General features: G+C 71.8%; 25 protein-coding genes and 1 pseudogene. 20 read left to right on the forward strand and 6 right to left on the reverse strand.

The genetic code is table 11. The annotated features are described in order from the left end of the window. Nucleotides 1-491: 491 nt before the first annotated feature. The 6 genes and pseudogenes from ACIPW5_RS37875 (at nt 492) to ACIPW5_RS37900 (ending at nt 5,872) form a co-directional block, all read left to right on the forward strand. On the forward strand, nt 492-938 hold the full coding sequence (locus ACIPW5_RS37875; protein ID WP_401255423.1) for a TraM recognition domain-containing protein: 447 nt from the start codon (nt 492-494) through the stop codon (nt 936-938). Between the two features lie 36 nt (nt 939-974). Continuing rightward, complete coding sequence (locus ACIPW5_RS37880; RefSeq protein WP_401255426.1) at nt 975-1,490, forward strand: hypothetical protein; 516 nt, start codon at nt 975-977, stop codon at nt 1,488-1,490. Nucleotides 1,491-2,207: 717 nt separating this feature from the next. After that, entirely contained in the window at nt 2,208-2,573 is a 366-nt protein-coding gene (locus ACIPW5_RS37885; RefSeq protein ID WP_401255428.1) for a hypothetical protein, read from the forward strand. 1,344 nt (nt 2,574-3,917) lie between these two features. Then, nucleotides 3,918-4,250 (forward strand): annotated as a pseudogene (locus ACIPW5_RS37890) (nuclear transport factor 2 family protein); the annotation flags it as partial. A 324-nt stretch (nt 4,251-4,574) separates the two neighbouring features. Next, nucleotides 4,575-5,108, forward strand: coding sequence for a hypothetical protein (locus ACIPW5_RS37895; protein WP_401255431.1), 534 nt, complete (start codon nt 4,575-4,577; stop codon nt 5,106-5,108). A 308-nt stretch (nt 5,109-5,416) separates the two neighbouring features. Then, nucleotides 5,417-5,872: a hypothetical protein gene (locus tag ACIPW5_RS37900; RefSeq protein ID WP_401255434.1), complete on the forward strand. Its 456-nt coding sequence runs from the start codon at nt 5,417-5,419 to the stop codon at nt 5,870-5,872. Between the two features lie 39 nt (nt 5,873-5,911). Here the strand turns inward: ACIPW5_RS37900 and ACIPW5_RS37905 are convergent, their stop codons facing one another. Beyond that, entirely contained in the window at nt 5,912-6,646 is a 735-nt protein-coding gene (locus ACIPW5_RS37905) for an NADPH-dependent F420 reductase (RefSeq protein WP_401255436.1), read from the reverse strand. Between the two features lie 32 nt (nt 6,647-6,678). Between ACIPW5_RS37905 and ACIPW5_RS37910 the strand changes: the two genes are divergently transcribed. Then, the gene (locus ACIPW5_RS37910) at nt 6,679-7,095 is read left to right on the forward strand and encodes a winged helix-turn-helix transcriptional regulator (RefSeq protein WP_401255439.1); all 417 of its coding nucleotides are present in this window, start codon (nt 6,679-6,681) and stop codon (nt 7,093-7,095) included. 498 nt (nt 7,096-7,593) lie between these two features. Here the strand turns inward: ACIPW5_RS37910 and ACIPW5_RS37915 are convergent, their stop codons facing one another. From ACIPW5_RS37915 to ACIPW5_RS37925, 3 genes are all read right to left on the reverse strand, one after another. Then, nucleotides 7,594-8,478: a hypothetical protein gene (locus tag ACIPW5_RS37915; RefSeq protein WP_401255442.1), complete on the reverse strand. Its 885-nt coding sequence runs from the start codon at nt 8,476-8,478 to the stop codon at nt 7,594-7,596. 254 nt (nt 8,479-8,732) lie between these two features. Next, on the reverse strand, nt 8,733-9,473 hold the full coding sequence (locus ACIPW5_RS37920; protein ID WP_401255445.1) for an aquaporin: 741 nt from the start codon (nt 9,471-9,473) through the stop codon (nt 8,733-8,735). Nucleotides 9,474-9,585: 112 nt separating this feature from the next. Further along, the gene (locus ACIPW5_RS37925) at nt 9,586-10,404 is read right to left on the reverse strand and encodes a nitrilase-related carbon-nitrogen hydrolase (protein WP_401255446.1); all 819 of its coding nucleotides are present in this window, start codon (nt 10,402-10,404) and stop codon (nt 9,586-9,588) included. Nucleotides 10,405-10,640: 236 nt separating this feature from the next. Here ACIPW5_RS37925 and ACIPW5_RS37930 point away from each other — a divergent pair, with 236 nt between their 5' ends. From ACIPW5_RS37930 to ACIPW5_RS37955, 6 genes are all read left to right on the forward strand, one after another. Beyond that, complete coding sequence (locus ACIPW5_RS37930; RefSeq protein WP_401255449.1) at nt 10,641-12,032, forward strand: sensor histidine kinase; 1,392 nt, start codon at nt 10,641-10,643, stop codon at nt 12,030-12,032. Next, the gene (locus ACIPW5_RS37935; RefSeq protein WP_401255452.1) at nt 12,029-12,679 is read left to right on the forward strand and encodes a response regulator; all 651 of its coding nucleotides are present in this window, start codon (nt 12,029-12,031) and stop codon (nt 12,677-12,679) included. The genes ACIPW5_RS37930 and ACIPW5_RS37935 overlap by 4 nt, the downstream gene beginning before the upstream one ends. Before the next feature lie 116 nt (nt 12,680-12,795). Then, nucleotides 12,796-14,967 (forward strand): FUSC family protein, encoded by a 2,172-nt coding sequence (locus tag ACIPW5_RS37940; protein ID WP_401255455.1) that lies wholly within the window; start codon nt 12,796-12,798, stop codon nt 14,965-14,967. Continuing rightward, nucleotides 14,964-15,227 carry a hypothetical protein gene (locus tag ACIPW5_RS37945; RefSeq protein WP_401255458.1) on the forward strand — a complete coding sequence of 88 codons (264 nt, stop codon included), beginning with the start codon at nt 14,964-14,966 and terminating at the stop codon, nt 15,225-15,227. Before ACIPW5_RS37940 ends, ACIPW5_RS37945 begins: the two co-directional genes overlap by 4 nt. A gap of 317 nt (nt 15,228-15,544) precedes the next feature. Beyond that, complete coding sequence (locus ACIPW5_RS37950; RefSeq protein WP_401255461.1) at nt 15,545-17,020, forward strand: multicopper oxidase family protein; 1,476 nt, start codon at nt 15,545-15,547, stop codon at nt 17,018-17,020. Between the two features lie 138 nt (nt 17,021-17,158). After that, nucleotides 17,159-17,503 (forward strand): transposase, encoded by a 345-nt coding sequence (locus ACIPW5_RS37955; protein ID WP_401255464.1) that lies wholly within the window; start codon nt 17,159-17,161, stop codon nt 17,501-17,503. Between the two features lie 56 nt (nt 17,504-17,559). Here ACIPW5_RS37955 and ACIPW5_RS37960 read toward each other — a convergent pair whose 3' ends face one another. Continuing rightward, the gene (locus ACIPW5_RS37960; protein ID WP_401255467.1) at nt 17,560-17,697 is read right to left on the reverse strand and encodes a hypothetical protein; all 138 of its coding nucleotides are present in this window, start codon (nt 17,695-17,697) and stop codon (nt 17,560-17,562) included. A gap of 173 nt (nt 17,698-17,870) precedes the next feature. Between ACIPW5_RS37960 and ACIPW5_RS37965 the strand changes: the two genes are divergently transcribed. Beyond that, nucleotides 17,871-18,530, forward strand: coding sequence for a DUF4232 domain-containing protein (locus ACIPW5_RS37965; protein ID WP_401255469.1), 660 nt, complete (start codon nt 17,871-17,873; stop codon nt 18,528-18,530). Between the two features lie 139 nt (nt 18,531-18,669). On the opposite strand, the gene ACIPW5_RS37970 is transcribed toward ACIPW5_RS37965, so the two are convergent. Beyond that, nucleotides 18,670-18,996, reverse strand: a complete 327-nt coding sequence (locus tag ACIPW5_RS37970) for a hypothetical protein (protein ID WP_401255471.1) — start codon at nt 18,994-18,996, stop codon at nt 18,670-18,672. Nucleotides 18,997-19,171: 175 nt separating this feature from the next. Here ACIPW5_RS37970 and ACIPW5_RS37975 point away from each other — a divergent pair, with 175 nt between their 5' ends. The 6 genes from ACIPW5_RS37975 (at nt 19,172) to ACIPW5_RS38000 (ending at nt 22,771) form a co-directional block, all read left to right on the forward strand. Next, nucleotides 19,172-19,333 (forward strand): DUF5670 family protein, encoded by a 162-nt coding sequence (locus ACIPW5_RS37975; RefSeq protein ID WP_401255474.1) that lies wholly within the window; start codon nt 19,172-19,174, stop codon nt 19,331-19,333. 54 nt (nt 19,334-19,387) lie between these two features. Beyond that, on the forward strand, nt 19,388-19,756 hold the full coding sequence (locus ACIPW5_RS37980) for a PRC-barrel domain containing protein (RefSeq protein WP_401255477.1): 369 nt from the start codon (nt 19,388-19,390) through the stop codon (nt 19,754-19,756). Between the two features lie 572 nt (nt 19,757-20,328). Further along, nucleotides 20,329-20,727, forward strand: a complete 399-nt coding sequence (locus ACIPW5_RS37985; protein WP_401255480.1) for a hypothetical protein — start codon at nt 20,329-20,331, stop codon at nt 20,725-20,727. A 221-nt stretch (nt 20,728-20,948) separates the two neighbouring features. Beyond that, on the forward strand, nt 20,949-21,677 hold the full coding sequence (locus tag ACIPW5_RS37990) for a hypothetical protein (RefSeq protein ID WP_401255482.1): 729 nt from the start codon (nt 20,949-20,951) through the stop codon (nt 21,675-21,677). Continuing rightward, on the forward strand, nt 21,674-22,216 hold the full coding sequence (locus ACIPW5_RS37995; RefSeq protein WP_401255485.1) for a hypothetical protein: 543 nt from the start codon (nt 21,674-21,676) through the stop codon (nt 22,214-22,216). The genes ACIPW5_RS37990 and ACIPW5_RS37995 overlap by 4 nt, the downstream gene beginning before the upstream one ends. A gap of 222 nt (nt 22,217-22,438) precedes the next feature. After that, nucleotides 22,439-22,771 carry a hypothetical protein gene (locus ACIPW5_RS38000; protein ID WP_401255488.1) on the forward strand — a complete coding sequence of 111 codons (333 nt, stop codon included), beginning with the start codon at nt 22,439-22,441 and terminating at the stop codon, nt 22,769-22,771. The last annotated feature ends 9 nt before the right edge of the window (nt 22,772-22,780 follow it).

Consider the following 22,780-nt stretch of genomic DNA (forward strand, 5'->3'; position numbering starts at 1 on the left):
CGGCTCGGCGGCAGCGTGCCCGCGGAAGGCCCTCAGGTATCGCTGGACCGTGCGCGGCGCCGTTCCACCCGTCGGCCTGGATCTCTTCGTGAAGCCGGGCACCGTCGCGGCACCCCTCGTTCCATCGGCCGGTCAGGTAGGGCTTGTATTCGTCCAGCTTGCTGGGGCGGCGGACAGCTCCGGCCAGGAGTTCGTCAGCGGTCTGCGAGCGAGAGAACCGGCGGACACTACGAAAGACCAGGCCGAGACGACGGGAGATGGCGTTAAGCGACTCGCTCTCGGCCAGAAGCCCGTGGGACCGCCGCGTGGCGCTCAATGGTTCGCGCAATGAGACGTCGCTCCCGGCCGTTGACGTCGTGGAATCCGGGCTGGGGAGCCGGTGTCGGAGAGTTCACCTGTTTATCTTTGTGATCGGCTGCCGGGGCTGCACGCAGGCAGTGCAGGTGGGCGCGGATCGTCTTGTCGACTACCTAGGCGAGGTTGTGCCACAGGTGGAACCGGTCCGTGACCTCCTCACCACCGGGCGGGGCATGGACATCACCCTGCTGACCGTCTGGCACGACCTGTCTAAGCTCCGCGAATCCCTCGGAACGCAGAAGGCCAACACCGTCCTGTCCGCCAGCGGCCTGCGCATGCTGCTGCCCGGCTGCGGCGACCTGGAGACCCTTCGGTACTTCTCCGGCCTGTACGGGCGCACCGAGGTCATGAAGACCTTCCACGGCCGCTCCCGAGGCGAGCACTCCACCAACACCTTCGCCACCGAGACCGACCTCGCCCCAGTCCACTCCCTCCGGCAGCTCCCCGACTTCACGGCGATCGCGCAGTACACAAGCCTGCCGCCGGTCAAGGTGAAGATGCGGCTCACGTTCCGCGACAAGGACCTCAAGAGGCTTCTCGCGCAGCCAGCGGAGCCTGCGGCCGACCTTGCCAAGAAGTAGCCCCACCCATCTGACCGAAGGTGCATATGACCGGACATGGCGGATATGCTCAACCCCGCCGACCTGTGGCCGGCCCCGCCCGGAGGACACCCCAAGCCCGAGCCGCAGCGCTGGGTCTGGGCAGCCATGGACCCACCGGAACGCCGGCTGCGCATGCGCGAGCTCGCCGTATGGGTCGACTGGATGCGGACCACCTTCGAACTCCACAACAAGATCACGTACTGCTGGTACCGCCACTCGGCGGTCGTCGAACACCTCACCACCCTCTGCACGGGCTGGACCCGCATCTACGCCGGAGAAGACGCCCCCGGCCGCGAGCTCTCCGAGGCGGACTGGATCAACACCCTCCACGCCTTCCTCCCCCGCATCCAGCTCGCCGCCTGCGCAACCGGCACCCACCAGGAACCGCCGCTGATCCTGCCCCCGCCAGCAGGCAGCGAGCAGGATTTCGAGACGTGGCTGGCCCTTTCCGACGCGGCCACTGTCCCGGCCATTCACCCGGCGGCTGCGGATCTTGACCGCCGCACAGCCGAACTGAACGCTCCGTTGTAGTGCTCCGGAGCGCAGGCTGACGCGCGATCGGCTGCCACCCGAGCACACCACGCAGCCGGATCGCTGCCCCGGGCGGAGGCCTCAAGGAGTCCCTTCAGGCCAACGCGTGATGGCCGCGCCCTCAACTTCGCCCGCCGCCGAGGCAATCACCCCACGTGTCGACATACTGGAATACAAGATCGTTAGAAGGGGGAGGATGCTGATGTCTGCTTCAACATCACCGGAAGAACCGGTGATTGCCTCGATCGGCGGTTTCGAGTGGTCGAGTGAGGAGTCCGTGGCCTACGAGGCCGCGATCGAGGCGATCAACGGCGCAGTTGGTGCGTATACCGCGCGCATCCACGCCGAGAGAAGCAAGCCGTCTGCGGACGAAGAGCTGATCGAGCAGTGGCGTGACCGGCGTGCGGAGCTGGCCCGGGTGCGGCAGCAGCTCAACCCCTCCGACCACGAGCAGATCGCCGAGGACCCGTCGGTACTACGCCGCCCTGGCACGCCAGCTGATGGAGGCCGTGTGACCGACCCTGAGGGAAACCGGTACCTCCTGCCGGAGGCGCAGAACAGGGAGATCTGTCGTCGATCGTCCAGGAGCTCTCCGGCCACCGCGATCTCGGCGGGCTGCGCAGGGTGGTGGAGTGCCCGGCCCAGGCGACCGTGCTCCGGGAAGGCCCGGCCCAGGACTACGGACCGGGCGCGGTCTGGCTCACTTACCTGTGCCCCGTGCACACCGTGGGCCTCGACGGTTGGCCCGACGCCGCAGACCAACCGGACCCCGGCGCGATGTCGTGCGGAACCGTGCTCGACTACCGCTCCGCCGAGCAGCGGCTCCAGTCACACGCGGACCTGTGGCTCACGTCCCTGACCGGGGTGGACCCGGCGGCACACGACGGGTGGGCCGCCGTTTTGGACGAGGTCGACCGCGTCATGCTCGCCGGGGTCGGCGAGGCCGCGGCCGCCGGCGAGGACAGCGCGCTGCAGAACATGCTGGTGTTTATGGACGTGGGCCGGCGGGCGGCCGCCCGGGGCGACCTCCGCGTGGCAGCGACTTCCCTCGCGTACTGCGAGACCTTCGCCCAGGGGCTGTGACCTCGGCTTCACAGTCTCGCCCAGGAAGCCTGCAACAGCCGGGATGTAGCAGCGTCCGCGTTGCAGGCCCCGCCCGCGCGCACCGGGTTTCGCGGCCGCGGTGACCACCGCCGCACGTCCACATGATCCTTCCCAGTCCTGTGCGCCTGTCTCTGCGGCCTGCGCCTGGCACCCCAGCCGATCGAGCCCACAGGCGCTCACAGAGGCATACAGCCTCGAACGCACTTCTGCTGCTCGTGCTGCTGCCTGGTCGGGGGCTGCGCAGCTGCCTGCCTGGCGCAGCATTCGCACGGGTCTCCCGTCCGGAAAGCGATCATGCTCGGTGGTGGCCCTGCACCCCGCAGCGACTATGACGGAGCACGGGCTGGTCGGCAGCCTCCCCGGTTTCCACCGGAATGGGCATCCTGCGGCCCTGCGCAGAGCGACTCAGGCGGAGTTTGGTCGCTGTGTCTGAGCCGCTGTTAAAATCGCAGGTCAGAGGCGGTCCGGTCTGTTAAACAGGGACTGAAGCGACTCAACTTCAGGTATATGAGGACATTCCTGTGTGCGGGTGTGCGTCATACATAGGCGACTTCAGTCGCTGCTGGCCGCTGGCCAGCGCGTTGACCTGCTGTTCTTCTGGCGTCCCTGCTCAGCGGCCAAAGGGCTTCGGTCGCTGAGAGAGCCTTCACCGGGGGCACGTCGACACGCCGAAGGCTGGGTGTTCGACACGCTGGCCCAGGCAGCCGTTAGCTTTCCCGAGCGGTCCGAACGCCCGGTGCCCGCCTCCCAGACCTGATGGACATCATCCGCCACGATGGCCGGATGATGCCGAAACTTGAGTCGCTTCGGTCGCTGCCAGGCCATCGATAGGCCTCTGACCTTGGACTTTCGTAGCGACCCAACGTCCTAGTGGCCAGTTCGGATCAGGCACTGGCCCGAGTGGGCGAAAGCGCGGCGAGCTTGGCACGAGGAGCGGTGATGACGAACCACCAGGCCCAAGTCTTCATCAACGAAGGTACCTTCGGGATCTTCGACAACGGCGAAGTACCCATCGAAAGCGCGGACTGGTCGGGCGACTTGATCGCTCCGATGTCCGCGGGAGCCATGGTGAGGACCGGCATCAACACCGGCAACGTACAGGTGGAGGTCCGCGCGGAGGCCTCGCCGGGGGAGTGGGAGGACGAGGCGAGCGCCCTGGTCTGGTCGCCCACGGGCAGCCTGAGGATCGAGTCCGTCGTCAACGGGCCGCGGTTAGACCTGCCCGTCCTGTCGACTTCCGGCCCGGGCTGGTACGAGCTCGAGGTCAAGGCCAGAGGCCGCCGGCAGGCCCCGGACGCTTCGGTACTCGAATCCGCCGCCGACCGTGCCGCTCTCGGCGACTACTTCGGCGGCCGGCCCGCCGACAGGCTGTCGCGGCACGTCTGCACGAACGTCCTCGTCACGGTGACCTCGCCCGAGACCGCCACCGCCACCACCTACTTCACCACGTACAGGGTGGACGGATACTCCGGTGGCCTGGTCCCGCCGCGGCCTCCGCCCCAGGTCGGGCGCTACGAGGACACCTTCCAGAAGGTGAACGGCGGGTGGCTGCTGTCGCGGCGGAACCTGTTCCTGTCCTTCGCCGGCGCCACGGAACGCCTCGGGAGCGACGACGGCTCCCGGCCCGGCGGTCGTGAGCCTTCCGGCGGTGCCTGACGGCCCGCGGGCCGGGCCCGCCGAGGACGCCGGTCGCGTACGTCCTCACCGTGCCTCGTTCGCAACGGCCCGGACCTGGCCGAACCCAGCTCCAGGGCGGCGGCGGCCTGATGGCGGGTCATGCCGTGGGCCTCGCGCCGGACGTGGTCCCGGGCCTCGACCTCGCCCGGCGACCGCGAACCGCAGCCCGTCGAGCTCCGCGTACGCGACCTCGGGCAGCCGGGTCGTGCGGACCCACCGGCCCACGGGACCGAAAGCAGCGACGACGCGGGCACCACCGCGACGGCATCGGCGTTGTCGGTCCCCGGTGTTAGCGTCGCCACCATGGCAAACCGTTCATACCTCTACTCTGCGGACTCGATGCCCGACGAGGCAGGGATCCCCCAGCGGATCCGGTGCATATCCGAGCACAAACGGGACGTCCCGCTCGCCCACCAGCTCCTGGTCGGCCGCGGCACGGCGATCGTCCCGTCCATGATCTGGAACCCTCCGATCGGCATCGCCGGGGACTACGCGGACGGGGCGTCCCTGCTCCTCGAACTCCTCCGTGAGGTGGGCAAGGGCCTCGAAGACGACGCCGAGTTCGCCGCATGCGTCGCCCGGACCACGGCCCATCTGGAGAAGCAGCGGGCGCAGTACTTCGTCCTGGAGACCGGGGAGATCGTTTCGATGTGGAGCGGGGAGCCGGCGGAGAGCGTGCGACGTCTGGCGACCGAGGACGTCCCCGCCGCCGTAGCCCGGGCCGAGGCGGCGATCGCGGGCCGGAACGAAGACTGGCTGGCCTCCGTCCGAGCCGACTGGCAGAAGCACTTCGCGTCCTTCTACAGCGACGCGCTCTACTTCTCCTTCCCCGCCTGACGGCCAACGGCCGCCTCGCCCGTCCGGACATCGGACCTGCCGCCCCTGCGGGGAGGGCCACGCGGCTGGGCCCCTGGGCGGCTCGTCCGCGGCGTTCGGCGGGCGGCGTTGGCGAAGGCGTAGCGGAACTGTTCCGGACTCAACGAGACGGGCCCGTACCTGTGGTTCCTCGGGGATTGTGAGGCTCCAGGCCGGCTCAGCCCCGGGGCCATGACCGGACAGCGGCGGTGGTGACGGTCCGTGGGGACCCCCAGCGGCCACGTCGCCACCGCCGAGGACCACCATGTCCTCTGCGCACACGCCACACCGTGACCACGCTCGTAGCCCTCGGACTGCTCGCCCTCGCCGGGTGCAGCAGCGGCACCAGGCCCAGTTCCAGTCCCTCTCCCTCCTGGGTCCGCGGCCCAGACCCCGCCCAGGCGGCACTCTCCGCCGCCCCCGGAGGCTCGGACGCCGCCGCCCGCGCGGACCTCGAGCGCGTCGTCCGCGCCTACTCGGGGCTCTACTTCGCAGGGGACGGCGGGGCCGCCCACAGCTTCCGTTCGAAGCGGTGCCAGGACAAGGCGGGAGACGAGGCCGCCTTCACCGCGGTCGTCAGCGGCGCCGCCAAGGACCACGGGCCCCAGGAGATCGAGACGCTGGACATCGACCAACTGGCGGGCGGCACGGCCCGCGTTTCCCACACCTATGCCGTGCCCGGACTCGACCAGGTCCGGCAGCCGTGGACGCGTGAGGCCGGCGCCTGGAAGTACGACGGCTGCTGACACGACTGACCCCCGATGGATCGGCCCGACCGGTCCTGGCTAGTCGTCAACGGCGCCCGGGGCCAGGGCCGGGGCCGGGAACACGAAGCGGGCCTCGGCGCCGGTCCACCAGACGCCGACGGCGAAGACGGCAGTGGCCTCCAGCAGGGCAGCGCGGTCGAGCCCGCCGCAGGGCAGGGGCGTGCAGTCCATGGAGGTGATGATCTCCGCCACCCGCGTGGCGGCGCCCGGCTGGTCGGTGCAGAACGGGACGGTCAGTGGGGCCCCTTCGAAGGCCGGCGGGTCCAGGGTCCAGATGCTCTCGTGGCACACCCCGAACGCCTTCACCACATGGGCGCCGGGGGCGGCCTCCGCGATGAGCCGGGCGACGGAGGTGTCGCCGACCGTGGTCAGGGCCGGGCCGTCCTCGCCCGGCGCCATGGGAACGGTGCAGTCGATCACCGTCCGCCCGGCGAGCAGGGTGGCCAGTTCCCTGGCCAACTGCGGCGCGGCGCCCGCCGGCACGGCGATGAGTACCACGTCCCCGTGGGCCGCGGCCTCGGCGAGGCTGCCGTGCCCGGAAGCTCCGGTGAGCAGGGCGGTGCGGGAGGCCGCGTGGGTGTCCCGACCACCCACCCGAACGTCATGGCCGGCGCGTACCCAGGCCGCGCCGAGGGACGTGGCCATCGCCCCTGTACCAAGAATGCCGATGCGCATGTGCTTGCTCCTGTCGTCCGTGTCGCGAGGTGTGCGAGGTGTGACGGAAAGGACGCTAGGCGCGCCGATGCACACCACATGGTGTGCATCGGGCCGGGCAGGATGACCGCATGAGCGACGTGGCGGCAGAGGCGGACGGACAAGGCCTGGGCGAGGACCTGGGCGGCGGCGAGTACGCCGCGGACTGCCAGGCGAGGGTGGCCTTCGAAGTCCTGTCGAACCGCTGGGACAGCGTGATCGTCTACATCCTCGGCGAGAGCGGACCCATGAGGCCCCGCGCGCTGATCACCCGCATCGGCGGGATCAGCCCCAAGGTCCTGAACGAAGCCCTGCGCCGCCTCGAGTGCAACGGCCTGGTCGCACGCCGGGCGTACGCCGAGGCCCCACCACGCGTCGACTATTCCCTCACCGAGGCGGGCCACGCACTGCTGGGCCCGATCCGTGCAATGGGCGCGTGGGCCGGACGCTACACCGAAGCCGTCCTGGCAGCCCAGGCCCGCTCCGCGGGACGTCCTGCGCGAGCGTGAGCTCAAGTCGCCCGTGGGCAAGCACGTCACACCTGCCTGACGACCCGGCTCGACACCGGCATCGCCGCAACTCGCTGTGAGCTTGCTCGTGAGCGTCCTCCATCAGCGGAGACCCCGGCCCGAACGGGCGACGTCGGGCGTTCCCTCGTGCGGCAGCTGCCGGAGTGGGCGTGTGCTCATGCGCCGTACCGGTGTGGTGGCCTTCCCGGCGGCCGTTGTGTTCGCCTCAGCCGCTTGGCCGGATGCGTTCCGATCACTCTGACCCATGGGTCCGCCCCCGGCCGGGCGGTCGTCCGCGTCGATCAGGCAGGCTACGCCGCCGGTGGTCCAAGTCCGCCGTGGTGATGGGGCCCGGCGAGACGCTCTCCGACGCCGGCTTCGAGGCGCTTGTCACCGGGGGTCATGCACGACTGGTTGACGACTCTGAACGAGCTGCGTGAGCGGCTCGGACGGGTCCGTCCGGTCTTGGAGCCCCTTCAATGTGTGGATGTGTGGAGATCATTTCGTTGGGAGTTCTTCGTTGTGGCGTTGGAGGACGGAGAGGCTCCAGTGGTCGGGGTCGCCGGTATAGACGAACAGTTTTGGTTGCTCGGGGGTTCCGAACACATTCCAGGTGCGAATGGAGCAGTCGTCGACGGACATATCCACCGCCTGTGACCATGGTCCGGCACCCGGGTCGTACTCCCAGGTCCCGGTGCCGGTGCACTGGTGCGCCATGGGTTCGAGGGCGGCGTCGAGGGCGAACGTCTCGACTCGGGTCGCCGTGGCCTTGCCGTCTGCCGTGAGGACGAGCGTGCCGCCCTTTCCGTCGGACCACGTTCCGGCGACCCGTTCCGTGCTGAGCCGCGGAGGCTCGTATCCGATCCCGGCGTACAGCCCGATGCCGGCGAGCGTCCCGTACAACGCCACCCGTCCGAACAGCGCGCGGCCGGAGAGCGGTGGACGGTCCGCCAGCAGCAGCCTGCGGGCGACCAACGCTGCGACGGCGGGGGCGGCCGAAACCGTGAGCCACCCGCCGAGGCCCGCCAGGAGACCGGCCTCCACGAGCACCGCCGTGGCCAGGGCCGGCAGGGCAGTGCCGCCGGCCGCGAGCGCGGGAACCCACCACCACCTCTCGTGCCCCGAAGGCCTGCGGCCGAGCCATCCGGCCACGGCCAGGAGCGGCATCACCACGCCGACCGACAGCGGGGCGCCGAGGAAGGCTCCGGCCGCCGCCACGAACGGCACGGCCGCGATCAGGAAGACGACCCCCATGCTGGAGTAGGGAGGGTCCGGGCTCTCCTGGGTCTGCCCCCGTACGAAGAGCGCGATCGTCCCGATCACGGCCTCGACGAGAAGCACCGCCACCGAAGCCGTCAGCACCGCGCCGAACCTGTCCTTCACGCGCGCCTGCACCTGCCTCGGCTCCGGTACTTCTGGACGTGCGCGGGCCCGGACCTGGTCTCCAGGTGACGCCGGGCCGTGCTCGGACCCGGACGGCTCGTGCCCGACCGACGACGACGAATCCCCGGCTCCGGCCACGAGGCCCGAGCGCCTGGAGGTGGGCCACGGCGAAGCCGTCGGGCGGGGGTCCCGGGAAGGGACCGCCGCCCGACGGCCGGTGGGTGCGCGGCCCGCGGTTGTGTGCGGGCCGCGTTTCACAGGCTGCCCACGGCCACGGTGTCGCGCCCGGCCACCGCGGCGGCGCGCGGCACGGGGTGCAGCAGCCGGTCCACGCCGGCCGCCAGCGCACCGCCCGCGAGCGGGGCCGCGAGGAACAGCCACAGCTGGGACAGGGCCGGGCCGCCGGCGAACAGCGCCGGTCCCATGCTGCGGGCGGGGTTGATCCCGCAGCCCGTCAGCGGCAGTCCGACCAGCACCAGCGCCGAGAGGGTCAGGCCGATCGCGGCGCCGGCCACGCCCGGAGCGGCGTTCCGTCGGGTGACACCCAGCACCACCAGCACCAGGAGCATGGTCAGTACGGCCTCCGCGAGGAAGGCGCCGACCCCGTCGATACCGACCGCGGAACGGGTCCCCCAGCCGTTGGAGCCGAAGGCGCCGTGCACGGTGAAACCGGGGATCGCACGCACCAGCACGTAGAGCACGCCCGCGCCGGCCACACCGCCCGCGCACTGTGCGACGGCGTACCGGACGGCGGTCCGCAGCCCGATCCGCCCGGCGAGCAGCAGCCCGAAGGTCACCGCGGGGTTGAGGTGCGCCCCGGAGACCGGACCCAGCGTGTAGGCGAGGGCCAGCAGGACCAGGCCGAAGACGAGGGCGATCCCGACGGGCCCGATCAGCGGGCCGGCGACGGCGGCGGCCGCCACACCGAAGAAGACGAGCAGGGCGGTGCCGGCGAATTCGGCGGCGACGGCACGGTCGTTCACGCGGATGTTCATGATGACGGACTCCTGGAAGGTCGTGGAGCGGGTGGGGTGGTCCCCTCCGACTCTGCGGCAGCGGCCCCCACGGCCGCGTCGTCCGGTCGGTCGGCCCGGGGAGCGGACCGCGTCATCCGCCCGGTCGTCCGAACGCACGACGAACCGGGACGGGGATGCCCAGGACCCGGTCGCGCAGCACGGGGAGCTCGGCCCGGACGCGGTCCACCTCGGACGGGTCGACATCGGCGGTGAGGACCTCCTCGCCCTCGCCCGCCTCGGCGAGGACCTCGCCCCACGGACCGACCACCATGCTGTGCCCGGCCTGCCGGACCCCGCCGTGCTCACCGGCGGCCACGCAGGCCAGGACGAAGCACTGCTCCTCGACGGCCCGCGTACGGACGAACAGCCTCAAGTGCTCCAGCCGCCCGGCGGGCCACGCCGCCGGGACCAGCAGGAACCGGGCCCCGGCGTCCAGCAGCGCCCGGAAGAGCTCCGGGAATCGCAGGTCGTAGCAGGTGGCCAGGCCCACCGTGCCGAACGGGGCAGGCACGGTCACGATCCGCTCGCCGGCCCCCATCAGGGCGGCCTCCCCGGTGTCGAAGCCGTAGCGGTGGATCTTGCGGTAGTGGCCTCGGCGCACCCCGTCCGGGCCGAACAGCAGGGCGGTGTTGTAGAGGGTGCCGTCCGGGGCGCGCTCGACGATGGTCCCGGCGTGCAGCCACACGGAGGCGGCCCGCGCCGCCCCCGACATGGCCCGGGCCGTCGGACCGTCCAGCGGCTCCGCGTCCCGGGCCCAGGTGGCGTGGTTCCACGCCCCGGCCGCCCACCCCTCGGGCAGCACGACCAGATCGTCCCCGGCCCGAGCCCGCACGAGGTCCGCCGCCCTGCGGCGGCGGGCCCGCGCGTCCTCGGAGTCGTCGACACGGAGCTGGAGCAGTGTGGCGCGCATGGCGTCCTCCTCTCGGGACCGCGTTCTCGCGGCCGCGCCAGCGTAGGAAGCCGGGACGGCCCGGCGGATCACCCGGCCGGGCCGCCCGCGGACCACGCCGGATCCTCCGCCCCGTACTCCGTTCGGACGACGCACGCCCGGACCCCCGCGCCCGGACCCCCGCGCCCGGACCCCTGCGCCCGGAGGCGTCCCGGCTCGTACGGCGCCTCCCGTACACCCCGCCCTAGACTGGGACGGTGCACCAGGACGGCAGCTCGGCGGCCGTACGACGCGTGGCCGGGGACCGGCCTCCGGTGGGGGCCGCCGGCGGTGACGCGGTCGCCGCCATCCACCTCGACTTCGACGAGCAGGCGCAGCGCCTGCGCAGCATCCTGCGGCTCGGCCTGGTGGCTGTCATGGCCCTGGTGGTGTGGGCGGGCAGCCCGCCGGCCCAGTGGCCGGCGCAGTTCGCCCTGGTCGGCGCGTACGGAGTGCTGTCCCTGGGGACCTGGTGGATGTGGCGGCACCGGCCCGCCCGGGCCCGGCGCATACGCGAGACGACCCCGATGGCCATCGTGGACGTCGCCGCCGTCTGCGCCCTGCAGTTCCTGTCCGTCGGCAGCTACCTCTCACTCGGCCTGCTGGCCTTCCTGCCGTTCTTCACCGCCACCCACCCCGGCCGCAAGGCGCTCCTGCTGTCACTGGCCGCCATCGCGGGCGGCGGCTCGGTGCTCGCGGACCCCGCCTTCCGCGCGCAGCTGGGCACGGGCGAGGGCCTGGCCATCCTCGCCATGCTGGTCCTGCTGTGCGTCGTCGCCATCGCGGTGTCACGCGTCCAGGAACGCCGACTCGCGAGCGTGGCGGCCCTGACGGTCAGCCGCTCCGTCCTGCTCCGGGACGTCATGTCGGCCGAGAGCCGGGAACGCCGTGCCGTCGCCGAGTCCGTGCACGACGGACCGCTCCAGACGGTCCTGGCCGCCCGCCAGGACCTCGGCCAGGCCCGCAAGGCCCTCGACGGCGGGCCCGCCTTCGTCGACCGGGCCTACACGCTGCTCGCCGACGTCGAACGTGAACTGCGCCAGGTCAGCGTCACCCTGCACCCCTCCGTCCTGGAGCAGGCGGGCCTGGCCGCCGCCGTGCGCACCCTGGCGGACACGGCCGCGGCGCGGGGCGGCATCACGGTCGACTGCGCCCTGGACCGCACCCGCCCCACCGCGGCCGACCCCATGCTCTTCGGGGCGGCCCGCGAACTGCTGGCCAACGTCCTGCAGCACGCCCGGGCCACGCGGGTGCGCGTGGGGCTGCGGGACACCGGGACCGCGTTGATCCTGGAAGTGCAGGACGACGGCGTCGGCGTCGCCCCGGGCCTGCTCGCCGACCGGCTGGCCGAGGGCCACATCGGAATGGCTTCGCAGCGCGCCCGGATCGAGGCCCTGGGAGGACGCATGGACCTGCTCCCCGTGGAACGGGGCACCTCGGTACGGGTCACCGTCCCCCTGGACCTTGACCTTGACCTGGACCGGGACCTTGACCTGGACCGGGACCGGGACCTTGACCTGGACCTGGACGGGGACCGCGGTCGGGAACACGACCCGGATCCGGACCGCGCCCCCACCGCGCCGGGCGACCCCGGCGGGGAGGCGACATGACGTACGGACCGGCGGAACGGGTGCGCGTGGTGGTCGGCGACGACCATCCCGTCTACCGCGAGGGCATCGTCTCCGCACTGACCGGCAGCGGTCGCATCGAGGTCGTGGCGGCCGTCGGCGACGGCCGGACCGCACTGGAGGCGATCCGCGAGCACACGCCCGCGGTGGCCCTGCTCGACTACCGGATGCCGGAACTCGACGGCGTGGAGGTGGCGCACGCGGTCGCCCGGGACGAACTGCGGACCCGTGTGCTGCTGCTGTCCGCCACGACCGAGAGCGACGTCGTCTACCGGGCCGTGCAGGAGGGCGCCGCCGGATACCTCTCCAAGGGCGCCGACCGGGACGACATCGTCGCCGCGGTCATGGCCTGCGCCAAGGGGGAGAGCGTGCTGCCGCCCGAGCTGGTCACCGGTCTCGCCGCCGAGGTGCGCTCGCGCGCCCGGTCGGAGGAACCGCTGCTCAGCGCCCGCGAACGACAGGTCCTCCAGATGATCGCGCAAGGCCTGTCGGTCCCCGAGATGGCCAAGGAGCTCTACCTCGCACCCACCACCGTCAAGACGCACCTGCGCCGGCTCTACGAGAAGCTCGGTGTCTCCGACCGGGGCGCGGCCGTCGCGAAGGCGATGCGGACGCACCTGCTCGAATGAAGGCGGCCGGCCCGCGACGCGCCCCCTCCCGGGCACCGCCCGCATGCAGGACGGGGCCCGCGGGTCCCGGCGCCGCTTCCCGCGCCCCGCCTCCGCGGACCGGGTTCACTGGTGACGTGGACGCCGTCAGGAACGGAACAGGCCCGGTGCGCGGGGAGCCGCGCGCCCTCCGGGACGCGCTCCACGCCACCGACCCGGGGCTGGTCCGGCTGATCGGGGCCGTCCACACCGTCGGCGCCATCTGTCTGACCCTCGCGGTGCTGTGGGCCCTCGGTTTCGGCACGCCGTTCCTGATCGCGGCCGGCTCCTCGGCGCTGGTGTGGTCCATGGTGCTGACCGGGCCGCGGGAGGGGGAGCAGGCCGTCACCCACGCGCTCGGCCTGCCCGCCGCGCTCCTGTCGGCCACCGCGGCCGTACTCCTCGCGCCGTACCCCGTGGTGTCGGGGGCGTTCTTCGTGGTCCTGCTGTTCGTGACCGTGTACGTCCGCCGCTACGGACCCCGCGGGACGGCCCTCGGCATGAACGCCTTCCAGATGTACTTCGTGATGCAGTTCGTGCCGCTGGCCGCCGGGCAGCTGCCCCGGCTGTGGGCCGCCCTTGTGGTGGCGTTCGGCTGCGGCGCCGTCGTGCGGTTCGTCCTGCTCCGGACCTCACCGGCCCGGTCCTTCGTGAGGCTGCGGAGGTCCGCGCTGGCCTGCCTGGACGGCGTGGCCTCGGCACTGGCGGTCCTGGCTGCCGGCGACGGAGACGACGGAGCGCGGATCAGGATGGTGCGGCGTCGGCTGCGGAGGCTGCACACGTGCGCGCTGATGCTCCAAGACGGCGTCGAGGCGTGCGCCGCCCCGGCGGTCGCCGCGCAGGTGCGGGCCCGGATGGCCGAGACCGACGTACGGGCCGAACGGCTCGCCGTGATGCTGCTGCGTGCCGCGCAGGACGGCACCGCCCCGCCCACCCAGGACTTCGCCCACCGCCTCCACCTCACCGTTCCCCACCCCGGCGACACCCTGAAGGCCCGCCCGCGAGCCCGCCCGGACCTCCTGCCCCGACCTCCCCGACCCCCGTCCCCGGGCCCCGCCGGGCCCGCGCCGGCCGGCCCCGCAGCCGACGCGCGGCAGGCCCTGACGGACTTCGAGCAGGCCGCGGCCGCGTTGCGTGAGGCGTTCCGGTGGTCCCCCGGGTCGGGGCACGGCCCGGAAGGGCCCCCGGCCGCCCCGTCGCCGGAGCCGGAGCCCGAGCCCGAGACCGAGCCGGTCGGCCTGCACCGGCCGACCACCCGGGCAGCCGTCCAGGTGGCCTGCGGCGCGACCCTCGCGACCGCCGGCGGGCAGCTGATCTCGGCCGACCACTGGTACTGGGCGGTCCTCGCCTGCTGGATGGTCTTCTTCAACACCTCCTCCACCGGCGAGATCGCCCTCAAGGGGTCCCGAAGGGTGGCCGGGACCCTGGCCGGGGCGCTCGTCGGGCTCTTCGTCGCCTCCGCCCTCACCGGATACCCCTGGCCCGCCTTCGCCCTCACCCTCGTCTGCGTCTTCGGCATGGCCTGGACGGCGGCGCTGTCCTACACGGCGGCCACCTTCTTCATCACGCTGATGATCGCCCTGCTCTCGGACCTGACGGGCACCTACACGGACGGCCTGCTGCTGGTCCGGATCGCCGAGACGGCGTTCGGCGTGCTCTGCGGGGTCGTGGCCGCCGTCGCCGTCGTGCCCCGCGCGACGGACACCCGCACCGACGCGCTGCTCGCCGACGCCCTGCGGGCACTCGCCGACGCGGTCACCGCGACCGCCGGCCGGCTGACCTCGCGGGCAGCGGACCCGGCCCCGGACGTCCTGGTCCGCGCCGCGCACGAAGCCGACCGCCGCGTGGAGGAACTGGCACGCTCCCTCACCCCGCTGGTGCACCCCGTCGCACCCCACCGGGCCCGCCGCACGGCCTCCCTGTACGTGCTGGGGCTGCTGGAGACCTGCGCCTACCACGTACGGGTCCTGGCGGTGGAGGCCGGGCACCGCCCCCCGGGGAGCTGGTCGTGCTCGCCGGCCCGGCCGCTGCTCGAGGAGCGGGCGCGGACCCTGGTGGCCCGGCTGGAGGCACTGGCCGCACGGCGCCCGGACGGGCCAGAGCCGCCCCCGCACGCCGGGGCACCCGGCCCGGAGCCGGACGAGGCCCGTGTCCTGATGCACTTCCGCCGGATGGACGACGACGTACGGGCCATCGCCGGGGCCCTGCCAGGGCCCGGTCGGCCGGTCCCGCCCGCCACCGCGGGCGGACGCGCAAGGGAGCCGGGGTGAACGGGTACGCGGCGGTCTTCGAGGTCGTGGCGCAGCCGCCGCACCGCCCGGCCGGACCGGCTCCCGGGGACCGCATGGGCACGGTCCACGCGGCGGAGACGGACGACAGCGGGCTCCACGCCGGCCCCGTCACCCTGTGCGGGCGCAGCACCGTCGGGATGCCCGCCGCCCCCGGCGACCGGCCCGGCGCGGCCGGCGACGCCTGGTGGCCACCGCTCAGCGGCGTCCGGATCTGCGCGGCCTGCGACCGCGAGACCTGACGCCCGCGCCGGGCCCGGCGCGTCCCGGCCTCACACGGGCCGGCCCGTACCCGCGGCCGGCCACGGAAGCCCGTGACCCCGACGCCGGCCGGGCCGGACCCGTCGTCCGTCCGGACACCAGGGAGCGGAATTCCCTCCGGGCGCCGGAACGAATGTCGTATCACCGCCGCGTTCGGACGGATTCCCGGGACCGCCGTTTCCCGCAAGTCTTTGCGCCGCGCGGGTCATTGAAAGCCTCGCCCGGCGGCGCGCGGCATGATGGCGCACAAACCGGCCCAGCCGGCCGCTTCGTTTCCCATTTCCTTCGGAGAGACCGGATGATCAGACACCCCTTCGGCAGGTGGACCGCTGCCGGGTCCCTCCTCGCGGTCCTGGCGTTCGCCTCCGGGTGCGGCACCGCCCAGGTGGACCGAGGCCAGGCAGCCCCCTCCGCCACGATGTCGGCCGCGGTCAGCCCGTCGCCCGCGCTCACCGCCGCGGCCACCGAGGACCTGCGGGACCCGGCCGAGGTGGTCAGCGAGGACGGCCTGCTCAAGACCCGGATCGTGGTCGAACGCAAGAAGGTCCGCCTGGCGGGCAAGGACCTCTGGGCCCTGACCTACAACGGTCTCTACATGCCGCCCACGCTGCGCCTGCAGCCCGGTGACCGCATGGAGATCGCCTTCGAGAACAGGCTTCCGGACCAGGTCACCAATTTCACGAATCTCCACGTCCACGGCATGCACGTGTCGCCGGTCGGGAATTCCGACAACATCTTCCTCAGCATCGACCCGGGGAAGACCTTTGAATTCAAGTACCAGTTCCTCGAATCGCTGGAGCCGGGCACCTACTGGTACCACCCGCATCCGCACACCCGGTCCGCCGCGCAGACGGCAGGAGGAATGGCGGGCCTCATCGTCGTCGAGGGCCTCGACCGGTACATGCCGCAGCAGCTGCGCGGGATCACCGAGCACTCCATCGCGCTGAAGGACTTCCAGATCGTCGGCGACCAGATCAAGACCGCCGACCTGAAGATGGGAGCCCCGACCACCCGCACCGTCAACGGGCAGCTGAACCCACGGATCCGGATCAAGCCGGGCGAGACCCAGCTGTGGCGGATCGCCAACATCGGCGCCAACATCTTCTACAAGGTCGCGCTGCCCGGCACGACCTTCCACGTGGTGGCCCAGGACGGCTACCCGGTGAACAAGGTCTATCCGGCCGACTCGATCGTCATCCCGGCCGGCGCCCGCTACGACGTGCTCGTCCAGGGCGGACAGGCAGGCACCAGGGAACTCGTCACCCAGCCCTACAACTCGGGCAAGGCCGGCAACCAGTTCCCGCAGGCGACCCTCGCGACCGTGGAGACCGCGGGCACCCCGGTGGAGCAGGCCGCCCTTCCCTCGACCTTCGCCCCCGCGGACGACCTGGCCAAGGAGCCGATCGCGGGACGCAAGACGATCGTGTTCACGGAGAACAAGGCCGGCACGCAGTTCTACATCAACGGCAAGCAGTTCGACCACAACCGGATCGACTTCAGGGTCAAGCTGAACACGACCGAGGAATGGACGATCCGCAACGACAGCGACGAGGTGCACTCGTACCACGTGCACACCAACGACTTCCAGGTCATGAGCATCAACGGCGAGCCGCAGGTGAACTACGGCCTGCAGGACACCGTGGACGTCCCCGCGCGCGGCAACATCGTGATCCGGTCCCGCTTCGTCGACTTCCCGGGCAAGACCGTGCTGCACTGCCACATCCTCAACCACGAGGACGCGGGCATGATGGCGGCCTTCCAGATCGACAGGTGACGCCCGTGCGGTGACCTCCGCGCAGCATCCCCCGGGGCCGCCGCGGTCCGCCTCCCGCAGGCGCACCCGGCGGCCCCGTCCCGCCCTCGCACGGCGAGCGGCCGGCGTTCGAGGGGGCCGAAGAACTCGATCTCCGCGATGGCGAGCTGCGTCCCGGCGGATGCCGCGTGCGAGGAGCCGACGGGGAATCGGACCCTGCGGCGCGACCTCGCCCACGAGTTCAGCGCCATCGCCCGAGAACGCCGCGGTCAGGACCTCGCCGACTGGACGACCCGCGCTCCCGGCCACAGACCACAGCCGGTCCCGGGCTTCGCCGCCTTCCTCCAGAACGACTGGGACTCCGTCGTCAACGGCCTCACCCCGCCATGGAGCTCCGGCGCCGTCGAAGGCCAGGTCACCCGGATCAACCTCATCAAACGCCGGTCCTACGGACGAGCGTCCTCCGGCCTCCTGCGCACCTTCGTCCTCGCTCAACCGCCATGACCAAGCATGGACGGTGGCTGTCGGAACTCCTCGCGAGCCCCGCCCGGCCGTCCGGTTCAGCTCCCCGTTCCGGTCAGGGCGTCCGTGAGGTGGTCGGCGAGGCGGGGCAGCCACTCAGCCTCCCCGTCCACGGCCGGCGGTGGCGCCGTGATGCAAGGGGCCAGGTCGGTGTGGGACGTCTGCACGGTCTCCACGGGATACATGGAGACCGGCCCGTTCCGAGGTTCGTGTAACCGGTCTGCGACAGAGGTGTACTGGAACGAAGACGTCGGGAGCCCTTCGCCGCACGTTGCTCTCATAGTGATCGAACGACCGCCGAGGATCCAGACCACCTCGGCCCGACCACTGACGACCAAGGGGCTCTTCCATGTCCGGCAACCGCCGCAAGGCCATTCTCGTCTCCGCAGCCCTCATCGGCGGCACCATGCTGATGACCGCGTGCCAGGACTCTGACGCGGCTTCGGACACCGGCGCCGCGCAGGGCTCCACCCCCTCCGCCCCGTCCATGCCCTCGGCGGGTCCGTCCGGTAAGCCGGGCACCCCGTCCGGCTCGCCCGCGGCGGGCGGCGCCCAGGGCAACGGCAAGGGGTCGGGCGCCGGCGACGGCAGCGGCGGGCGGAAGCCGGTCGGACAGACCTGCGGCGCCAACGACATCGCCTGGAGCACCAAGTCCGAGAGCCAGGCCGGCGGATACATCCTGATCACCGCCAAGGCGAAGCCCGGGATCACCTGCTACCTGCCCGCCACCCTGCCGACGGTGGCGTTCGGATCCGACGGCACCGAGGCGGGCCCCGCCGAGCAGTCCCCCGGCCGGCAGATCGAGCTGACCGGCGCCGCGGCCGCCTACGCCGGGGTCAACCCGAAGACCACCAAGGAGAACGGTGGCAAGGAGCTGGACAGCATCATCGTCGCCGTCGGCAACGACGACCCCGACCCGGTCTCCCTGAAGGTCGGCACGATCACCGTCGACCGCCCCGTCGTCACCAACTGGCACACCTCGCCGAAGGACGCCGTCCCCGTGAAGTGAACGGCCCGTTGGCGGCTCCGGACGACGTGGGCCGGTCAGAAGTGCGGGTCGAGCAGCGAGCCGAACAGTGATTCCGGTGCCGTCGGCGCCGCTGACCGTGGTCGGTGCAGGGCGCCGCGCGGTCGGGGCCGAGCCGGAGTCAGGACGAGCCCTCCAGGCGCGTGAGGGTGAAGACCAGGGATTCGATGTGTTCCGGGGAGCCCGCGTTCCCGTCCGGGAACTCCTCGAACTCCAGGACCACGGCGTCCTTGTCCCTGCGGGCCTTCACCTTGTGGCCGAGGCTCGACGACCAGCCTCCGCTCATCGAGCACTCCCGCGCGAGGGCGTCTTCGGCGGGCTCGGGAACCGACGGGATGAGGCACGGGGTCTTGACCGCCTTCTCGCTGTCGACGCCGTCCATGATGATCGTGAGACGGGAGGGGTCGTACTCCCACCGGCCCGAGAGGCCCAGCCGGTCTCCGACCACCTCCCGTCGCCGGTGATGGTCAGCACCCCGTCGAACGACACCGGCGCGGCAACAGTGCGCCACCCCGCCACCGGCACAAGGGACCCGACGCACCGGCCGGCAGGGCCGGCCCGAACGCGCGCCGTCGTTTGAAGCCGGAAGACAGGGGCACCCGGGGCTTCGGAGGTTGATGCACATGGTTCCCCTGCTTCTCGTTCTCCTGCTGGCACTGCTCCTCTTCGGCGCGGGGTTCGCGCTGAAGATCCTGTGGTGGGTCGCAGTGGTCGTGCTGGTGTTGTGGCTGGTCGGCTTCGTCGCCCGGCCGAGGGGCGGCAGTGCCCGCTGGTACCGCTGGTAGCGCCGCAGGCCGCCGCCCTCCCACCCGATCCCGATACCCAAGGAGTCGAATCGAATGACCGAGCACATCTGGCACTACAGGTCGACCTCGGGCCACCTGACCGGGACCGACCTCACCGGATACAAGGTGGAGGCCACCGACGGCCGTATCGGCAGGGTGGACGAGCACTCCGACGAGGTCGGTGACGCCTATCTGGTGGTCGACACAGGGGTGTGGATCCTGGGGAAGGAAGTGCTGCTTCCCGCGAGCACCGTCGTGAGCATCGACCCGGAGGCGCGGAAGATCCACGTCGACCGCACCAGGGGCCAGATCAAGGGCGCTCCCGAGTTCGACCGGACGCAGCACCTCGGCGACACCCGTTACCGTGAACAACTGGGCGTCTACTACGGCCCCGGTACCCCCTTCGGCGGTCCGCCGGTGTGACCCCCCGGGCTGCCGCGTGGCCGGCGAGCCCGCACGACGACGGACCCCGCCGCGCTGTCCCGCGCATGACTGGTCGTCACGAACGCCCGTCGGGTCTCCGATGAGTGAACGTCCTGCTCGGCAGCGGAATGTGGGGAAGAGCCCTCGACCGCCCTCGGCTCGCGGGCGACACTCTTCCCATGACAGTCGGCATGTCAGCACGTCCGTGCGGAGGCTGCGGGCACACGCGTGGGGTCCACGCAGTCTCCCTGCGCCGCTGCCTCGGACCCCCCGGAGGGGGGCCCACCTGCGGCTGCACCCGGTTCTGGCGCGAGGACGAGCCGGTCGACGACCGCCCCGGCCCGCAGCCCTGCGACGAGTGCGGGGCATCCCGTACCGGACTGTGCCGGTGCGACAGCGGGAGGTCGCCCTGGGAAACCGGCGAGTGGCTGGTGTGAGGGAGACGGGGGCGGCGAGGTGAAGGCCGACTGCCCGACGGCGTCCTCGGCCCGGAACCGGAACCGGGCGAGTGGCGGACAGGAGCTCTGGCCAGGAGTAGGGTCGCCCAGGGGCCACGCGTACGGGGGGTAGGCATGAGCACAGAAGCGGACTTACTCGACACCTACCTCCGCGACGCTCTGGACCGTCTGGGCCCGGCCGCGTTCGAAACGGTCATCCGCGCCGTCGACGCCACCTGCGCCCTGCTGGCCGACGGACACCCGACGATCCTGACCGGCCCCGACAGCGAGCCGTTCACCCCGGTCCTGCACCGCGAGTACCTGAGCCTGCTGACCGTGCTGATCACCGGCCGCACCGACCACCACATGGTCGCGCTGCCCAACGGCGACGGAACACCGGGCTGGGCTGCCGTCGAACCCCACCTCACCCACCACCCGGAAGCCCTGGAAGACCTCTGCGCCCAGATCATCACCCGCGCCCAGGAGGGAGCCAGGGCGAGTGAGGTGCTGGAACGGGCGTGGAGGGCGGGCTGACCTCCACGCCCTGAGCACGACTCCGGCTGGGGCGGCGAAGCTGCTGGCGGTGACGATCCGGGTCCCGGCGCCGGGTCCCCCAGGACAGCGGCCGCGCCGGTGGCGGGAGAGCGTGGCGTGCGTACGCGCCCCGACGGCCCCGGCAACATGGTGTTCACCGGCGCAGGCACTCGGGGTAACAACCACTTCCTAGCGTGACCGGCGCTTCGGATCCGGTAGCCGTGTCAGGCCCCCTCGCCCCGCAGCAGCGCACGGCCGCCGATCGGGCCCGGAGCGCGGTGCCGTGTGAGCGTCAGAACCGGACCTCCGGCGACTCGGCGGCGGCCGAGGCAGCCAGCACCCGGCCGGATGCGGGGTCAGCGACGACGAGGGCCAGCGGCACGTCCGCGTTCCGGCACCTGCCCCGCGTCTTCGAGAAGCGCACGCGTCAGGCCGTCGACCGCCTGGTCACCCTCCAGTTCGACCGACACGGCGGCCGGCTGTGGGACGAGGCCAAAGCCCTCCCGGACCACGAGCACACCCGGATGCGGATCGGGCAGGTCGCCGTACCGTTCGGGATCTGTGCGGAGCCCAGCAACGTCAAAGCCGGCGGACACGCCTGCCCGTTCCGGTTCCGGTGCCTGGGCTGTGATCACTTCGGCACTGATCCCTCCTACCTTCCGGACCTGCGGGCCTACCTGGACACCCTGCTGCGGGACCGGGAACGGCTGGCCGCGGCCGACGAGCTCGACGCTTGGGCTCGGGCGGAAGCAACACCGTCCGAGGAGGAGATCAGTCGCCTGCGGCGCTTGATCCGCAGGGTCGAGAGCGACCTCGACACCCTCACCGACGAAGAACGGGAGGAGATCCGCCAGGCCACCTCGGCCCTGCGCCGGTCCTGCGCCGTGCGGCTAGGCATGCCCACCCTCCGGCCAGCCGCCAGTGGCCTTCGACTCGGACGGGAAGCATGAATTCGACCTCACCGGCCGACCGGCTCTCCCAGGCCCGCACCGACGACTCCACTCGCCGCCGTAGGCGCGTGCCGGCCGCGCTCGACGACCTGACCCGCGACGGCCAGCCGAGCAACGTCTCCGCCGTCGCCCGCCTCGCTGGCGTCCACCGCAGCCTGATCTACCGCCACAGCGACCTCCACGCAGCCGTGGCAGCCAAGGCCGCCCAACCACCCGACAACGCCACCGGACCGCAGGTCAGCCGGAACTCCCTGCTGAGCGATCTGGCCAACCTCACCGAACGCAACACCCGCCTTGCGGGACACGTGGCCCGCCTCGAACAAAGCCTGTCCGAAGCCTTCGGCCAGGACGCCTGGCGCGCCACTGGCCTCGGTGCTCCCACCGACACCGACACCGACACCCTCCAGCGGAAGATCGACCACCTTGAACAACAGGTCGCCGAGCTCCGCGACCGACTCTCCGAACGCGAAGAAGACCTCCAGGCATCCCGAGCCACCAACCGAGAGTTGATGACCCAACTCGACAGCACCCCACGCTGACCGCACTACGGCCGGTTCTGAAAGTGCTGGTCACGAGCGATCTCGGCATACATCCGCGGCGTAGCTGATGCTCCTATTGATCGTCAAGCCCTGTCGGCGGGATGAGCGCCGTATGGTGGCCGGGTGCGGTATTTGGCGGAGTCGTTCGTTCTCGGGGCCTTGCGGCGGGGCTGTGCGGTCGAGCAGTTCCTTGGGCCGTGCGGCTCGCCAGCACGCCCGGGGGTGCGCTATGTCGAGGTTCGTGCGACGAAGACGTCCTACGAGGTTTTCCTCCACACGGTCGAGGACGTCGGCAGTGAGAGCTTCTTCGATCTGAGCGAGTTCCCGCCGTTCGATCCCGATGACGAGGCCAGTGAGTTCGGCCAGCTCCTGGGCATGGCTGAGGACCCGCTGGCTGCGCTGGCGGTTGCCGAGCAACGCACTGGAGCCAAGCGGGGCCGGTGGGTCAACGAGGGCGTCGTCCAGGATGAGTACGGCGACTTTGTGCGCGCTGGCCGGCCGTCCGATGCCTCCCCCGACGGCCGGTCGTGGCCTGACGTGCCGGACGTCGTATGACCTCGCGCG

It is taken from the genome of Streptomyces sp. NPDC090077 (assembly GCF_044747545.1).
Taxonomy (GTDB): Bacteria; Actinomycetota; Actinomycetes; order Streptomycetales; family Streptomycetaceae; genus Streptomyces.

Bases quoted from the DNA above. Each gene is read 5' to 3' on its own strand.
- ACIPW5_RS37880 (WP_401255426.1), top strand. From the start codon at position 975: ATGGCGGATATGCTCAACCCCGCCGACCTGTGGCCGGCCCCGCCCGGA.
- ACIPW5_RS37895 (WP_401255431.1), top strand. From the start codon at position 4,575: ATGGCAAACCGTTCATACCTCTACTCTGCGGACTCGATGCCCGACGAG.
- ACIPW5_RS37910 (WP_401255439.1), top strand. From the start codon at position 6,679: ATGAGCGACGTGGCGGCAGAGGCGGACGGACAAGGCCTGGGCGAGGAC.
- ACIPW5_RS37920 (WP_401255445.1), bottom strand. From the start codon at position 9,473: ATGAACATCCGCGTGAACGACCGTGCCGTCGCCGCCGAATTCGCCGGC.
- ACIPW5_RS37925 (WP_401255446.1), bottom strand. From the start codon at position 10,404: ATGCGCGCCACACTGCTCCAGCTCCGTGTCGACGACTCCGAGGACGCG.
- ACIPW5_RS37935 (WP_401255452.1), top strand. From the start codon at position 12,029: ATGACGTACGGACCGGCGGAACGGGTGCGCGTGGTGGTCGGCGACGAC.
- ACIPW5_RS37950 (WP_401255461.1), top strand. From the start codon at position 15,545: ATGATCAGACACCCCTTCGGCAGGTGGACCGCTGCCGGGTCCCTCCTC.
- ACIPW5_RS37955 (WP_401255464.1), top strand. From the start codon at position 17,159: ATGGCGAGCTGCGTCCCGGCGGATGCCGCGTGCGAGGAGCCGACGGGG.
- ACIPW5_RS37965 (WP_401255469.1), top strand. From the start codon at position 17,871: ATGTCCGGCAACCGCCGCAAGGCCATTCTCGTCTCCGCAGCCCTCATC.
- ACIPW5_RS37975 (WP_401255474.1), top strand. From the start codon at position 19,172: ATGGTTCCCCTGCTTCTCGTTCTCCTGCTGGCACTGCTCCTCTTCGGC.
- ACIPW5_RS37980 (WP_401255477.1), top strand. From the start codon at position 19,388: ATGACCGAGCACATCTGGCACTACAGGTCGACCTCGGGCCACCTGACC.
- ACIPW5_RS37985 (WP_401255480.1), top strand. From the start codon at position 20,329: ATGAGCACAGAAGCGGACTTACTCGACACCTACCTCCGCGACGCTCTG.
- ACIPW5_RS37995 (WP_401255485.1), top strand. From the start codon at position 21,674: ATGAATTCGACCTCACCGGCCGACCGGCTCTCCCAGGCCCGCACCGAC.